This window comes from Psychromonas sp. SA13A (assembly GCF_011378715.1).
Taxonomy (GTDB): Bacteria; Pseudomonadota; Gammaproteobacteria; order Enterobacterales; family Psychromonadaceae; genus Psychromonas.
Map to the genome: position 1 here is coordinate 168,591 of NZ_WTKU01000005.1, position 18,235 is coordinate 186,825.

The 18,235-nt window shown below is 41.3% G+C and carries 5 protein-coding genes; all 5 read right to left on the reverse strand.

From position 1 onward, the window contains the following. Positions 1-66 precede the first annotated feature (66 nt). Positions 67-12,180: a putative Ig domain-containing protein gene (locus GQR44_RS07200; RefSeq protein ID WP_166370721.1), complete on the reverse strand. Its 12,114-nt coding sequence runs from the start codon at positions 12,178-12,180 to the stop codon at positions 67-69. Positions 12,181-12,241: 61 nt separating this feature from the next. Continuing rightward, the gene (locus tag GQR44_RS07205) at positions 12,242-13,129 is read right to left on the reverse strand and encodes an efflux RND transporter periplasmic adaptor subunit (RefSeq protein ID WP_166370723.1); all 888 of its coding nucleotides are present in this window, start codon (positions 13,127-13,129) and stop codon (positions 12,242-12,244) included. A 171-nt stretch (positions 13,130-13,300) separates the two neighbouring features. Next, positions 13,301-15,445, reverse strand: a complete 2,145-nt coding sequence (locus GQR44_RS07210; RefSeq protein ID WP_166370725.1) for an efflux RND transporter periplasmic adaptor subunit — start codon at positions 15,443-15,445, stop codon at positions 13,301-13,303. A gap of 3 nt (positions 15,446-15,448) precedes the next feature. Beyond that, a complete protein-coding gene (locus tag GQR44_RS20040) occupies positions 15,449-17,422 on the reverse strand; it encodes an HlyD family efflux transporter periplasmic adaptor subunit (RefSeq protein WP_166370727.1) in 1,974 nt (657 codons plus the stop codon). Positions 17,423-17,870: 448 nt separating this feature from the next. Then, entirely contained in the window at positions 17,871-18,188 is a 318-nt protein-coding gene (locus GQR44_RS07220) for an antibiotic biosynthesis monooxygenase (protein WP_166370729.1), read from the reverse strand. Positions 18,189-18,235: the final 47 nt, after the last annotated feature.

The following is an 18,235-nucleotide window of genomic DNA, read 5'->3' on the forward strand; positions in this document are numbered from 1 at the left end:
TTTATTTACGATAATAAAGTCTGTTTTGATATTTTTTAGGTATCTTATTGTGAAGTAATAGCATTACTATTTATTTTCTTCACTCGCATCGCTGCCATCGGAAACAATCGATTCTAAAGACTCCCCTTCTTCGCCTAACACGCCTCTGGCTTGATTTAGTACCGGAAGCGGGTCTACAAAGCGCCATACGGGTAAGGTTCCCATAACACTCCCTAGCAACACGCCACTCCGGGCTAACCAAGCGACATACCCCGCCGAAACACCTGCTGAAACAGCTAAAGTACTGCCAACGGTTGTTTTATTAAAAATAATATCTTGATCGAGCTCTTGGCGCATCTCATTCAATCCGCTAATAAAGTTGTTCGTCTGTATTAACAACAGGGGATCATCTTTCATTAAAAAGTTATCGATATCATTTTGAAGTTGAGATTGTTGTTCCTCAATCGTATTGTTTTGCAATGTTTTCAATACAGTGGTGGCATTAACATTATTGTTGCTAACCTGCTGTTCACCATCACTATTAAAAGAAGTAACAGCAGTGTTGATGATTTGCAGTTGATCCTGAAATGCATCTTGTTCAAAGTTATTAATTTGTTCAGGCTCTCCACCTCCTAAACTTTCTTCAGCGCTTTCTTCTATCTCTTCTTGTAGAGCTTCTTCAACTTCCTCTTCTAACATTGTTTCAAGATCTAAAACTTCTTGTTCTAGCTCAACACTGTCAAGTGGAATAAAAATAGGGGTATCAACTACACTCACTCTTTCTTCAATAATTTCTGTAACTTCAGTCGTTTCTGTCATTTCAATATCTACACTAGATACTTTTTGCGGCTGGCTACTAATACTCTCGAGCGTTCCTTGACTATCAATATAGCTCACTATGACGGATATGTTAGTCCCTATATCAGTTGGTTGAAGCACATAACTTGAAGTCGTCGCGGCAGTTATTTCATTACCATTTTTTAGCCACTGAAAAGTAAACTCCCCAAGGCCATCGTCATCGGAAATTAATGAAGTATCTACGACCAATATTTCACCATCACTTAGAGTACCAGTTACTACAACTTTACCTAGTGCAGGGTCATTAACATTAGTGACCAACAAATTAAAACTATCAGTAGCCTTTAAACTACCATTACCATCATCGGCTGTAACTTCGATGGTTAAGCTACCCACATCCGCATTCAAAGGTGTACCAGTAAAGGTTCGCGTAGCGTTATCAAAACTTAACCAAACCGGTAATGCTGAACCATTAGTTAACTGCGCGCTGAAAGTTAAACTATCGCCGCTATCCACATCTTCAAAAGTATCTGCAGCAAAAGTGAAGTTGAAAACGGCATCTTCCATCGCTGATTGATCTGCGATGGCGTTGTTTAAAGTGGGATCGTTATTGCTGTTAGCAATCACAAGTTCAAAGCTATCGACGGCATTCAAGTCACCATTACCATCATCGGCTGCAACTTCGATGGTTAAGCTACCCACATCCGCATTCAAAGGTGTACCAGTAAAGGTTCGCGTAGCGGCATCAAAACTTAACCAAGCGGGTAATGCTGAACCATTAGTTAACTGCGCGCTGTAAGTTAAACTATCGCCGCTATCCACATCTTCAAAAGTATCTGCAGCAAAAGTGAAGTTGAAAACGGCATCTTCCATCGCTGATTGATCTGCGATGGCGTTGTTTAAAGTGGGATCGTCATTACTGTTAGCAATCACAAGTTCAAAGCTATCGACGGCATTCAAGCCACCATTGCCATCATCAACTATAACTTCAACGGTTAAGCTACCCACATCCGCATTCAAAGGTGTACCAGTAAAGGTTCGAGTAGCGTTATCAAAACTTAACCAAACCGGTAATGCTGAACCATTAGTTAACTGCACGCTGTAAGTTAAACTATCGCCGCTATCCACATCTTCAAAAGTATCTGCAGCAAAAGTGAAGTTGAAAACGGCATCTTCCATCGCTGATTGATCTGCGATGGCATTGTTTAAAATGGGATCGTAATTACTGTTAGCAATCACAAGTTCAAAGCTATCGACGGCATTCAAGTCACCATTACCATCATCGGCTGTAACTTCAATGGTTAAGCTACCCACATCCGCATTCAAAGGTGTACCACTAAACGTTCGCGTAGCGGCATCAAAACTTAACCAAGCGGGTAATGTTGAACCATTAGTTAACTGCGCGCTGTAAGTTAAACTCTCGCCGCTATCCACATCTTCAAAAGTATCTGCAGCAAAAGTGAAGTTGAAAACGGCATCTTCCATCGCTGATTGATCTGCGATGGCGTTGTTTAAAGTGGGATCATCATTAGTGTTCGTGATCACCAGCTCAAAACTGTCTGTTGCAGGAATACCACCTTGACCATCATTGGCGGTGACTTCAATGTTGATCGTTCCCACATCACTATTCAGCGGTGTGCCAGTAAATGTGCGAGTATTTGTATCAAAACTTAACCAAGTTGGTAACGGTATGTTTCCAACTAGCTGTGCGCTATAGGTCAAGCTATCACCACTATCGACATCGCCAAAGGTATTAGCAGCCAAGGTGAAGTTGAATACGCTATCTTCCGTCGCTGATTGGTCTGCAGTCGCACTGTCTAAAGTCGGATCATCATTAGTGTTCGTGATCACCAGCTCAAAACTGTCTGTTGCAGGAATACCACCTTGACCATCATCGGCGGTGACTTCAATGTTGATCGTTCCCACATCACTATTTAGCGGTGTGCCAGCAAATGTCCGAGTATTTGTATCAAAGCTTAACCACGAAGGTAATGCTGAGCCATTGGTCAACTGTGCGCTATAGGTAAAGCTATCACCACTATCGACATCGCCAAAGGTATTAGCAGCCAAGGTGAAGTTGAATACGCTATCTTCCGTCGCTGATTGGTCTGTAATCGTATTGTTTAAAGTCGGATCATCATTAGTGTTCGTGATCACCAGTTGAAAACTGTCTGTTGCAGGGAGACCACCTTGGCCATCATCGGCGATAACTTCAATGTTGATCGTTCCCACATCACTATTCAGCGGTATGCCAGTAAATGTGCGAGTACTCGCATCAAAACTTAACCAAGTTGGTAACGGTATGTTTCCAACTAGCTGTGCGCTATAGGTTAAGCTTGCCCCATTATCAACATCATTAAAACTGTTTTCATTGAAGGTAAAATTAAACGTAGTGTCTTCAATCGCGACTTGGTCTAGTAAAAGGTTATCCAACGTTGGATCGTCATTGACCGCGTTAACAAGTAAGTGGATTACTCCATCACTAGGCCCAGCTCCTAAAGCGTCTTCAATCTGTGTTGTGATATTGACATCACGGTCGTTATTTACTGTTGGAAGGAATTCAACATTTGCCAATGCGGCATTAACATCCGTCACTGAACCATTTATCGTCCATATGCCAGATGCACTGCTATAGGAGCTAGAAGCACTTCCAAATACCCCCGTGCTCAATGAGCCTGATGTAGTGTCTGATAAAACCAGTGTTGCGGTGATAGTTTCTGCATTATCAACATCGGTTACAACAATATTGTCAAAAGAAACAATGCTATCTCCCTCAATATAATTTTTAACTTGGGTTTGATTAGTTGCGCTAGGCACATCATTCATATTAATTATTTCAGACGTTTCTGCACTTGTTAATATTTCAGTTGTCCCCTGTGCATCCTTAAAACTGACCACAACACTTATTTTACTTCCAACATCGGCACCTGATAACGTATACGTTTCATTCGTTTCAGCACTGATATTTAAACCATCTCTTAACCATTGATAGCTAAAGACACCCAACCCATCTTGATCGCTAATAGTGCTAGTATCGGCGGACAATACATCACCTTCCAAAGTTGCACCGATGATCATCACATTACCTACAGGAGTGTCATTGACATTACTTGTCGTCAAAATAAAACTATCGCTAGCAACCACTCCACCTTGGCCGTCATCGGCACTCACTGTGATATTGATACTACCTACATCATCATTAAGTGGCGTACCGCTGAAGGTGCGGGTCGCACTATCGAAATCTAACCAATCAGGTAATGCACCACCACCAACTAACTGTGCTGAATAAATTAATGATGCTCCGCTATCCAAATCATTAAATGTATTCGCGGCAAAGGTAAAATTAAAAGCACTTTTTTCAGTACTAACCTGGTCAGCAATAAAGTGCGCAAGTGTTGGGTCATCATTAACAGCAGTGACTTGCAAGGAAATGACCCCATCAACAGGGCCGGCACCTGATGCATCTTCAATATGAGTGGTGATATAAGTATCAATATCATAATCACTCGAGGGTACAAAAGCTGTCGCAGCTAATGCGACATTAACATCATCTACAGTACCTGTTACCGTCCAAACTCCAGTTACCGAATGATAAGAGCTCGTTACTGTTGCAAAGGTTCCGGAGGTCAGTTCACCAGCAGAAGGATCTGCCAATGTCAGACTGGCAGTAATAATATCGCCAGAGTCGACGTCACTCACAACGATATCGTTTAAAGCCACATTAATGTCGCCTTCTGTATAATTTTGTACTTGGTTCATTTCTGTTGCATTAGCAGCGTCATTAATATTAACGACGGCAGTGGTCGCAACACTTACGACACTTTCTGTAGTGCCAACTGGCAACCCATTATCTAAGTAGCTAATCACCACAGTGATGGCTTTATCGACGTCATTATTTCCGAGCGTATAGCTCGCACTATTTGCACCTGAAATATTAATGCCATTGCGTTGCCATTGATAACTAAAAGTACCCAATCCATCGGGATCGTTTAATGCAGAGGTATCTGCGTTAAGGGTTTCTCCTTGCTTCGGTGTACCATTTATAAACACACTACCCGTAGGTATATAATTACTACCTGTCACAGTGGCTGTCGTCTCACTAGCAACAACTTCAGAGGTACCATGCAAATCGGTATAACTTGCCACTACTTTAAGAGTTTGGTTATCGTCACTAACGGTAATGGTGTAGGTATTTTCTGTTGCACCGACTATATCAATACCATTCCGTTGCCATTGATAGTTAATGACACCTAAGCCATCTTGGTCAAGCAAATCATTATTAACAGTAAGTATATTACCGACGGTCGTAGTACCTGTTATCGAAATAGTGCCTGTTGGTAGGTCATTAATATTCGTAACAGCAATCGTTTGTTCACTAGTAATGGTTTCTAATGTCCCTTGAGCATCGGTATAATTCACTTGATATGAAATAACCGAACCAACATCGGCATCGTCAAGCATATAAGAGCTTGTTGTCGCACCACTGATAGCAACACCATCTCGCAACCATTGATAATTAAACGAGCCCAATCCATCATCGTCAGCTAGAGTAGAGGTATTTGCAGTTAAAATTTGGTTTTCTATCACTGAACCGGTGATCGTGGCAGTACCATTTGGTAAGTCATTACTGTTAGAAATAATGAGATTAAAACTATCTGTTGCTGCGATTCCACCATTGTTATCATTGGCAATCACTTCAATCGAAAGCGTTCCTATATCATCATTTGTAGGCGTTCCACTAAAAGTTCGTGTATTTGAATCGAAATTTAACCAAGCCGGAATTAAAGCGCCACCAACTAGTTGCGTGGAGTAACTAATATTATCGCCACTATCAATATCACTAAAAGTATTTGCTGCAAAAGTGAAAGTGAATAGCGAATCTTCAGTCGCAGTTTGATCATTAATGTCATGCTCAAGAGTGGGATCATCATTACTATTTGCTATAACAAGTTCAAAACTATCTGATGCAGGTATACCACCATTGCCATCATCTGCAATCACTTCAATGGAAATAGTTCCTACATCTTGATTGAGGGGTATACCACTAAAAGTACCAGTGATCGCATTAAAGTTCAGCCAACTTGGTAATGTGCCCCCACCTAGTAATTGAGCGCTATAGGTAATAGTATCGGCGTTATCAATGTCCTTAAAACTGTGTTCAGGCAAGATGAAATTAAACAAAGTATCTTCACTAGCCGATTGATCAGGAATGCTACTCTCTAAGGTTGGGTCATCATTCTCAGGCGCCACAGTTAAGATGATCAAACCATCAATTGGCCCCGTATTAGCCACATCCTGAATATGAGTGGTGATTGTTGTATTAATGTCATTGTTGGTATTCGGCGTAAACGCCACCGCTGCTAAGGCAGCGTTCACATTAGCTACACTGCCAGTAACAGTCCAGACACCAGTAGTGCTGTTATAATTACTGGTCGAATCGCCAAAGGTGCCAGTTGTTAAAACACCAGCCGTTACATTCGCTAAGGTTAAACTCGCGGTAACCGTTTCATTACTATCAAGCTCGGTAATGACAATGTCATCTAGAGCAACACTTGCATCGCCTTCGTTATAATTTTTTACTTGGGTCAGATTGGTGGCCGAAGGGGCATCATTATCAGCTGTGACATTAAGATTAATAATGCCATCGCTTGGCCCTGTGCTAGCCGCATCTTCAATATGTGTGCTGATAGTGGTATCGAGATCGTTATTTGTTGCTGGCGTAAATTTTACTACTGCTAAGGCGGCATTAACATTTGTCACACTCCCAGTTATTGTCCAAACACCGGTAATGCCGTTATAACTGCTGCTCGAAGCGCCAAAGGTACCCGCGGTTAACACACCTGTACTCTCATTTGCCAAGGTTAAGGTTGCCGTGACTATTTCATTGCTATCAAACTCGGTGATCACGATAGCATCCAGCGCGACACTCGCAGCACCTTCTGTATAATTTTTGACTTGAGTCAGATTAGTTGCCGTTGGCGCATCATTTTCGGCTGTTACATTCAAGCTGATAGAGCCATCAATTGGCCCCGTATTAGCCGCATCCTGAATATGAGTGGTGATTGTTGTATTAATGTCATTGTTGGTGTTCGGCGTAAACGCGACCGCTGCTAAGGCGGCATTGACATTCGCTACACTGCCGGTAATAGTCCAAACACCTGTACTACTGCTATAACTGCTGGTCGAATCGCCAAATGTGCCCGTGGTTATAGTGCCTGTAGCTACATCAGCCAAAGTTAAACTTGCCGTGACTATTTCATTGCTATCAAACTCGGTGATCACGATATCATCCAGCGCGATACTCGCAGCACCTTCTGTATAATTTTTGACTTGAGTCAGATTAGTTGCCGTTGGCGCATCATTTTCGGCTGTTACATTCAAGCTGATAGAGCCATCAATTGGCCCCGTATTAGCCGCATCCTGAATATGAGTAGTGATTGTTGTATTAATGTCATTATTGGTATTCGGCGTAAACGCCACCGCTGCTAAGGCAGCGTTCACATTAGCGACACTGCCAGTAACAGTCCAGACACCAGTAGTGCTGTTATAATTACTGGTCGAATCGCCAAAAGTGCCCGTGGTTAAAGTGCCTGTAGCTACATCAGCCAAAGTTAAACTTGCCGTGACTATTTCATTGCTATCAAACTCAGTGATCACGATAGCATCCAGCGCGACACTCGCAGCACCTTCCGTATAATTTTTAACTTGAGTTAGATTAGTTGCCGTTGGCGCATCGTTTTCAGCTGTCACATTCAGGCTGATAGAGCCATCAATTGGCCCCGTATTAGCAGCATCCTGAATATGTGTGGTAATAGTGGTATCGAGATCGTTGTTTGTTGCTGGCGTAAATGCCACCGCCGCTAGTGCTGCGTTGACATTACTAACAGTGCCCGTCACAGACCACACACCTGTACTACTGTTATAACTACTGGTTGCAGCACCAAAAGTGCCAGTTGTTAAAACACCAGCCGTTACATTCGCTAAGGTTAAACTCGCGGTAACCGTTTCATTACTATCAAGCTCGGTAATGACAATGTCATCTAGAGCAACACTTGCATCGCCTTCGTTATAATTTTTTACTTGGGTCAGATTGGTGGCCGAAGGGGCATCATTATCAGCTGTGACATTAAGATTAATAATGCCATCGCTTGGCCCTGTGCTAGCCGCATCTTCAATATGTGTACTTATAGTGGTATCGAGATCGTTGTTTGTTGCTGGCGTAAATGCCACCGCCGCTAGTGCTGCGTTGACATTACTAACAGTGCCCGTCACAGACCACACACCTGTACTACTGTTATAACTACTGGTTGCAGCACCAAAAGTGCCAGTTGTTAAAACACCAGCCGTTACATTCGCTAAGGTTAAACTCGCGGTAACCGTTTCATTACTATCAAGCTCGGTAATGACAATGTCATCTAGAGCAACACTTGCATCGCCTTCGTTATAATTTTTTACTTGGGTCAGATTGGTGGCCGAAGGGGCATCATTATCAGCTGTGACATTAAGATTAATAATGCCATCGCTTGGCCCTGTGCTAGCCGCATCTTCAATATGTGTGCTGATAGTGGTATCGAGATCGTTGTTTGTTGCTGGCGTAAATTTTACTACTGCTAAGGCGGCATTAACATTCGTCACACTCCCAGTTATTGTCCAAACACCGGTAATGCCGTTATAACTGCTGCTCGAAGTACCAAAGGTCCCCGTCGTTAAAGCGCCCGCAGCCACATTGGCCAAAGTTAAACTCGCAGTGACAGTTTCATTGGCATCAATATCAGTGACCACGATAGCATCCAGTACGACACTACTATCGCCTTCATTGTAGGCATGTACTTGGGTTAAATTGGTGGCTGTTGGTAGATCATTTTGTGGGTTTACATTAAGGCTGATAATACCATCAACAGGACCAGTCGAGGCCGAATCTTCAATGTGGGTAACGATGCTAGTATTAAGTTCATAGTTGGCTACGGGCGTAAACTTCACAGCAGCTAAAGCGGCATTCACATCTTTAACCGAACCAGAAACAGTCCAAAGACCTGAAGTATCATCGTACAAACTGGTCACAGAACCAAAGGTTCCTGTCGATAGGCTGCCCGCATTAATATCAATCAGGGTTAATTTTGCCGTGATAACGTCATTTAAATTGCTATCGGTAACCACAATATCATCTAGGTCGACACTGATTGCATCTTCATTGTAAGAAACAGTGGTTGTCATATTGGTCGCAGTAGCAGAGGAATTAGTAATTAAGGTCAAGCCATTAATATCACCAGAAAAAGACAGATCACTGCCATCGAATAATAATGTGGCGGAAGCATTTGTCGGTGACGTTGCATCCAAAATAAAAATATCATTATCAGTAACGGTTAATTCGTTATCACCAACTTCCTCATCATCATCATCACCAATCGTTATAAGGATATTACCCGCATTCAAAGTAGTACCAGCGATCACGGTTGTTTTTTCAATCAGTTCTAGTCCATAAATTTTTTCTTCTATTCCAACGTCATCTCCATCTATAAATGTCCCTATTTTTCCTACTGTTCCTGCAAGAGGATTCCCCGTTCCAGTAATGACAGCACGATAAATTTTGTCATCATCAACTGTATTAAGCCCCACTAGATGTATGGAATCTTCTTCTTGAGAAAATAAAAAATCACCTGCATTTAAAGTCACACCAGCAACCACGGTTTCTTGCTCAACTAAAGTTACTGCATATAACTTTTTAGATGCCAAACCATTGATTAGAATACTGAACTCGCCTTTACTATAATCATTAAGGACATCAGGTCGAAACACAACCAAATCATTTTTATCAACGGTCAAGGTATTAGTACTTTTAAGCTTTTCCACATTATCAACCGAAAATAGAATATCACCTTGCTTAAGGTCATAGTGATTGTCAACGTCTGTACCAATGGTGATATCAACGGATACATAGTGCAAAGCATTTACTTGCACATCATTATTCCCGCCAACACTTGCAGGATTAAAAGCATCAAAGTCAATCACCGAGGAAACTGTACCATCGGTAGTAGCAGAAGGTGAGCTATCAGTGTCAAAACTTAAATTAGGATCTGAAACCTCTAATACCTCACCCGCAGTCCAGTCGTTTAGACTAGGTACACCAGAATCTGAAACATCGTCATCAGTAGTCAACCATAAGGCATTACCCTGGGCTACAGCATTAAGGGTGATTGTGCCATCTGTTGGTGCAGAAGCTTCTGCGTCTTCGATATGGGTAGTAATGGTTACCTGGTCTGTGGTTGTTTGGGAGACAGGAGAAAAACTGACCGCAGCAAGCGCGGCATTCACATCACTCACAGAACCTGAAACAGTCCATACACCCGTATTACTATTATAACTACTTATGGCAACGCCAAAAGTACCCGTAGTCAAACTACCCGCCGCTGCATTTGTCAGCGTTAATGTAGCGGTCACAATATCCCCCGTATCCTGATCGGTAATGACGATATCATCCAGCGCAACAACGGCAGTGCCTTCAATATAATTTAGCGTTTGGAAGAGGTTAGTTGCTTCAGGTACATTATTAGGTGAAGTGGAGAATAACGATAAACCATTTATTTCACCGTCACTGCTAATGTAAAGATTGATATCCGAACCATCAAATAAAATTTGTGCATCAACGTCGGTATTAGGAGTTCCATCCTGTTCAGATTCGTTAACTGTTAAAGCCACAATATCAATCTGTTGAGCTGCAACGGTTGTACCACCAGAAGAGCCAACAGTGACCGGATCATTAACCGTTATCAATATAGTGCCAGCAGAAACAGTTTGACCACCTACGACCATATCTGACTCAACCAATTCAAGGCCCTGAATTTGTTTGTCAGAGTCACTCAAGTACTGATCGCCAAACAGTAAATTTTGAAGGCCATTAGTATTGCTGTAGGTCGAGATATCAGCATGTACCGCATCATCAGAACGCGCCAAAAGATAAGTTCCAGCAGTTAACAATGTGCCATCACCAATAACTGTATCCTTTTCAACAATAGATACGGCATGAATATTAGCAGCTGTTACATCATCTGATTCTAAAATCGCATCTTCAAGCAGAAACTCAAAGGTATAAGTTGAAGGAGTAAAAACCAGAATATCGGTATTATTAACATTAATAGCACCGCCGCCTACTGTCGGAACAGACTTATCAGGATTGCCACTATCAGTGCTTATTAATGATACCACTATTTGCCCTACTTGCAGCTCGTAGGTTCCCGATGAACCACCAACAAAGGTATCAACGGTGACAGCAGTACTCACATAATGCATTGCCATCAGGTCGGCAGGTAAAGTGTTATTCTCCGTATAAAAAGTACCGTCGGTTTCCCCCGAGGTTCCATCGCCTGATTCAAGTACTAATGATGGATTAGAGAATGATAGAATATCATGGTTAACGCCACCTATTGTATCACTTGACGCAGTGCCATTGGTCGTTAACCAAAGCTCACCGCTGGTTGCTAAAACATGTTGCCATGTTCCCTGTGCGTCCTGGGTAAAGGCTATTTGAGTATTAATTTCACCGGTCTGATACTCAAGCTCCCAATTCCCGCCTAATTCGGTTGCCCCTGTCGTATCGTCACTTGCGGCGACATCTGCACCGGTCAACTCAGCTAAAGAGTTAATTAACTGCTCACCACTTAAATTACCCGCTAAATCACAACCATAAATAAGAATATCTGCATCATCATCAAAAACACCTTGCCAAGTGCCAATTTGCTCAGAGTATTGGTCGAGGTTATCCGTACTTAACCAACTACTACCTAATTGAATACCGCCTTCGTTACCGTGGCTAATGAGATGTACGGCATCAAGATCTGAATGAGTGGTTAACAAATCTGTTATTTGTTGTACGCCATCTTCTTCAGCATCTAGCATATAAACTAAATAATCACTGCCACTATCCGTTGATATCCCTTCCATCAACTGAAGATAATCGGGGGTGCGCGGATCAACAATAATCAATTCTAATGGCTGTTCATTTATTTGCGATGCTGTCACCGCTGCATCGGCAAGTAATTGCCCTAAATCATCGCTATTATGTTGTGCTTGTTGATCGGCAAAAAAAGTTGCTAAGCCATCCAAAGCGAGATTCGAAGAAGGGCTATCAACGCTTGGTTCTTCGCTTGAAGTGTTACTCGTCACTTGATTAACAAATTGACTGGTCCATTGATCTAATTCAACTTGAGAGGTGAAGTGTTCGTCACTCTGCTCCGTAGTAAATGAGGAGCCATCGATCATTCCACCAACTAATTCAGCAGAAAGTAAAATTTTAGGCTCAAGTGTTTCAAGACTAAAAGGCGGCGTCACTTTTTCATGCTTTGTCAAAGCATGCTTCAAGCGAGTTGTTTTAAAAAAACTCAAGCAAATTGGTTTCAGCCAATTCATAGTCTACTTCCTGTAAAAATAGCGATACGACCAATTAGGGTGAACCTTGAACCATGTGACATTAGTTGGTGCTTGCCACAGCAACAGCGTTAAATTTCATCTCACATTTTAAACCAGCGGGGATTTTAAACTCAGGATTGGGTAATTCTAATCTCACCCCAAATGTTCGACTTGCGGCATCGCCCATTCGATCAACGGCAACAACCTGCGCTTGTTTGGGATCATCTGAATATAACTCTGGGTAAACTAAACCGACCATACCAATCTCTATTTTTCCAAATAGCTCCATTGGCACGATGGCTTCAATCAGTAAAGGGTCAAACTGTGCAATACGAACAATAGGGAGATCTTCTACATATTCACCTTCTGCCTTGAACTTCTGAATCACAAAACCATCAAATGGCGCGCGAATAGTTTTTTGCTTTACTTGTTCCTTAGCCCGTTGCAATTCAAGTTTTCGTACTTTTTTCATATCTTTTGCTTGCTGCACTTCCCAATTAGATAACTCGACTTCTCGATCCGCTTCATCTTTAATTTTGTAAGACACAACGTTACGTTCATACAGTTTCCCAATACGAGCTTGATATTTTTCATCAAAGGCCAGATTTACTTTGCTTAAGTTAATTTCTGAATCTATGTCTGCACGGACTTTCGCTAAGGCTAATGAAGCCCGTTCAATGCCACTCTCTAAGGTAGCAATGACCTGCCCTTTCTTGACCCAGTCACTACGTTCAACTTTTACAGCATCAAGCACACCGGAAACTGCGCTGCTCACATCTACAACTTTATAAGGATTAATGACACAATCTACCGGTTGGAACTCCTCCGCTACGGCTAAATCTGTCGCGACAACAGAAACAAAACCGATGACAATAAAACGTATTGAGGCTAACATTTTTTCTAAACCGGTAAGGGCAGAGTTTAAATACTGATTGCTTTTTAAATTCATACTGTTATCCATGTATGCGGAAATTTATTTATCTATAAAACCATTGTAGTTTAAAATACAAAGAATACCTAAAAAGTAGTAATAGTTATTTAAAAATAAGATGGGAATTACAAATATGATGGGGAGCAAATTAATAGCGTTGACTTGTTAGCTAAGTACTTAGTCTTTCTTTTATTGAAAATGAGTGGAGATGGAGAGTGTGAGTATTCGGAATAGGTAAGCGGCGAAGCTTTCTGGTTGATGATTAACTTTCACAATAACTTTCGCGGCTAAATAGTGCTCAGTATAATTTACAAACATCAATTCAACTTGATACACAGCCTCAAGAGCCGTGCGCCCCTCTTTATCTCGAGCATCAACGAGTATTGCACCGCCACCAGCAGTCCCTAGTTTAGCACTCGGTAATTGGAATGACGCCTGTGGAATTTCTTGTCCAGTCGTAGCATTGAAGGTTGAAAAAGGCTGACTATTTAACTTAACCTGCCAATTGAGCTGCTTAATTTTAAGTTGTTCAAACTTATTCTGAGGAATAATCGCTTTGACAGACACTTTATTTAGGTCAATAACAAAACCTAAAATATCTCCTTTACGATAAAAACGACCGGGCATATCCAGTGCTTTGGGGATAGATATCACTCCGGCCAATTCACTCTTTACCGCTAAGCTATCAATTTCAACTTGTATATCCGCTAGCGTTGCTTGAGCATGTTGAATATCTAATTTGATAACCTGAGTTGCCAAAGGCCCTTCCATAAATGCTTGATTTTCTCGCATTTCAAGTTCCGCTATTTGTGCTTCAATCAATTGTTTTTTAATTACTAACTCTGGATTTTCAAGCTCAAATAAAATATCGCCGACCTTCACTTTATCACTATTATTTTGCAATACTGCTTTCATAAAACCGTCACTTTTTACTCGTATAGAGGCGGCTTCTGGTAAGGTTGCAATCCCTTCAATATGTGAACTCCAATGCAAAGGATAAAAGAGCAACAACAAAAGCAATGAAACGATTGGTAAAGTCGTTAACGTTAATCGCTTAAATCGACCGTGTGCTTTTGCTACCTTAAGTAATGCGGTAAGTGCAGAGAAAGTTGGCCATAGCAGCTGTTGTATCAAATACCATACAGCTAAAATAACGCCGATAATAAAATAATGGCTAGCAACAAAAAAAGCGATGCTAAAACTGATAAGTAGCTTGTAAATACCTGCTGCTACTCCATAAAAAACGAACCAACTACGCTCTCCATCGGCGGTTAATGGGCAACAATTTACTAAAGCTGAGCGGTCCAACCCCAATAGAAAACGCTGACACAGATAGCCAAGATATTTATTTGAGCGACTCGCGAGATTAGGAATTTCAATCGCATCAGAAAAGACATAATAACCATCAAAGCGAAGCAAAGGGTTACCATTCACAAACAGTGTCGACAACCCTGCGACAACGGCAATATTAAAGGCAATATCACGCCCAATACCGTCATCCATCATCGACCAAATAATAATGCCTAAGGCCGCTAATAATAACTCAATAAAAATGCCCGCCGCGGCGACCATCATACGTTGATGTTTATTGCTAAACTGATGGCTAGTAGATGCATCAACATAGGGGACGGGCATAAACACGATAAATAAGACTCCCATGTCATGCACTTCACCGCCCCAATATTTGGTTGAAATCGCGTGCCCTAGTTCATGAAAAAATTTAACCAAAGGATATAACAACCAGATAAGAACTAGGTTTTGAGGGCCTATAAAGCGAACCGAAAAATGCTCTGCCAATGCTTGCCAATGACCTAAAGCAACACTGCTACCCAACACAATTAAGCATGCACTGAGTATCAATACCCAGCGATTAAATACTCCTGTCAATAAAGGCGTAACCTTCTCAAGCCATAGGTCAGGATCCCACAACGATAACTTAAATGATAAAGGGCGCGACCAAATACGCATTTTTTTCTGTCGTTGATGTTGGCTATAGCGCTGATAAAGATCCTGAACAGAAACAGGAATGTCACCTTGTAATAAACCTTTCAGCTGAAGCGTAGCAATAACGTTAATAATATCGACGTGTTCAAGCGTTTGCTCCCCCTCGAGGTCGAGACAATGCTGATAGGCTTGTTCAATACTATTTGTACCATCAAGACTTTGAATAAACTGAAACACCAATTCCGTACAACGAAAATGCGAGCTCGACAGCGTATCCGCAACAATATGCCATGTTCGTTGACGATACACATGCTGATAAAAAGTCACATGCGACCGAAGTTTAGGTTTAAGCAGGGCAATTGAATCCCATGTCTGTTGGTCAACTCTCATGGTTTAAGGCGTCCATGACCAAAGCCACAAACGCAACCAGTCTGTTAAGCGGTGTAGTCCTATCCAAGCCAAACTTTTTTGACCCACTTCTATTTTCCCTAACCCTGCCATGCCAGGACGTAATAGTATATTGTCAGGCAAATGCTCAGAGGAAAGGCTTGCTTCGGTTCGATACCAAGTGTAATCCCCTTCTTGCTCATAGACGATAGCCACTTGCTCGATAGTTAACGGTATAGAGTGATTAGGATAAGCGGTTAACATCAATGAACCTTTTTGCCCTGTTTGCAAATATGCGATATCACGTTCATGAATTTTTAATACCACACGGTAATCATCTAACGGGGCTACCTCAAAAAGTACCTGCCCTTGTTCGACGGGTGCCCCTAATGAACGAGACAAATCCCCCTCAATAATAATTCCAGATAATGGAGAAAGTAGTTTGGCGCGTTGTAGACGACTATCAGCTTGATCGATATGTATGTCTGTTTGTGCAATTTGTGCTTTAATAATCCGTGATTTAGCATGGCTTAATGTCGCAAGTTCCTGCCGATATTGCTTTTGATATTCTTCTTTTTTACTCAACCAACCACGCTTTTCTAACTGTAAAGGACGGTCGTCAAGTTGAGCCAATAGTTCCCCCTTTTGTACTTGCTCTCCCGCACGCGCAAAAGCGCTGTCGATATAACCATCAAAGGGTGCAACCACTGCGCGTTGTATACGTCCCTCAAGCGCTGCCTCGGTACTCACTCTGAAGTCACTATCAATAACAAAGGTCATCATCAATAACAAAATAACACCAAACGCTAAAGGTAATTTACCAAACCTCCCTTGATTTAGCCGCGTTAAATAAGCACGGGAACGACCCATTATGTGTTCTGGAATACTTTGAGTACCGCGTTGATGCAACCCTACTAAGGGGCCCAACATGCTAGCTAAGAGAGTAAGCTCAGTTAAATATTTAGAAGCCATAAGCTTGGTATCAGCATGATCATCTATTGTATTTTGATAAGCTAAATCCTGTTCAAGCTTTTCTTTGTTAGATAGCTTTTCGTTAGACAGTTTTTTGGTGGACAGTTTTTTAGTAGACAGAGCTTGTGATTGAAATTCACATAATAATATTGCAATCGTTTGTGCATTATTTTTAAGCGGTATAGAGATTAAGGCGTTATTCTCATGTTGTACATGTTGTAATAGTAATCGCTGATGTTCTGGGTAATCAGTAAGTTCTTCAACCTGTGAACTTAGAAAATATCGTCCTTCTGTTTCGTTTTTCACTTCAATCATCGCCTGTTGTAAATTAACAACTAGGTTACTACGCTGATCAAAATGAGCACTATGTGACAACACTTTTACTTCAACGTCGTTGCCATTAACGATACCTAATGAGACTCGATCAAACGGCCAACAACGTGAAACTTCATTGACTAACGTCATGTTAGCTTGTTGCGTTTCGGAGCAAGACAAGATCGCCTGAATAATCACTAAATAATTTGAAGGGATTTGCTTAGGCTGCTCATGATGATGCTTCTCAGACTTTTCTTTTAATGAGTCCTGTGGCTGTCTGACAGTATCGCCAGTTTTTTCAATATTGTTTAATAATAATTGTAACCAACTTTGCCCCCATTTCAGCATCTGTAACAACACCGCTTGTTGATTAATTTTAGCTTCGACCTCAAGGATCACTGCACCAGATGAATAGGCACAAAAGGAAAGCGGAAAAGCAATGATCAGTGTGTCATTAGATTTTTTAGCCGTATTGTTATCTCTGGACAACGGTTTACCCATGGTCACTACTGGAGATAATTGAGCTTTCAATAAAGGCAAACTCTGCAATAACCTATCACAATCAATGGATTGGTTCGGCCAGTAAGCAATCGGTTGATCATCACTACCTTGATGAAAATGCTTAACAACTATTGATGCTTGAACATTTGGAATCATCAAGCATAGTTGTTCAAGCCAATTCTGAATTATCACTTACATCAACTTCCTGTAGATAAATTTATGTTCGCAGAGACGAACTAAAGTGCATAGCCATTTGACTTGCCTCGAAAAGGTAAGCAAAAAATATTGAGAATATAATCTCAATACAGAACAATTATTAAATAACAGGTTTAATATTTAGAAAACTGGTAAACGGCCACAATAAAACTCTATATTTAATACTCAAATAGGGTTAATCAAAGAGAGTATATACCCGTTATCATTCAAAGCACAAAAATCACAACGGCCTTGAGATATATAACTTTTAAGTATTTATACAATAAGCGATATTAGCATAGACCATTGAATGACGATTGCATCATGGATGAGGAAAATATAGTGCTGGATAGTATCTACTTTCAATCAGTTAACCGTTCGAAAGTAGAATTAATAAGATGTCTAAGATTACTTTTATAGTAACATCAAGAAAAATGTATTGTGATTAAATACCATAATCACGCTCTACTTTTGAAATACGTACTTTGAAACTATCGTACCAAGATTTACGTCCTGATTTTTGAGCCTGTAGATGTTCGCTGTTAGCTTTCCATTTTTTAATTGCCTCTAAATCAGCCCAGTAAGAGACGGTAATGCCCAACTCCTCCCTCGCGGATTCAATCCCTAAAAAACCTGGTTGCTGCAGCGCGAGTTCAACCATTCTGGCAGCCATCTCATTATAACCGTCCTCTTTTTCAGTACGAGTAGAAGTAAAAATCACTGCATAATAAGGCGGAGTAGGTGTATTCGCGATTGCTGACATAATGGCTCCAGAGAATTAAATGTACGCATTAAAAACATACAATAAGA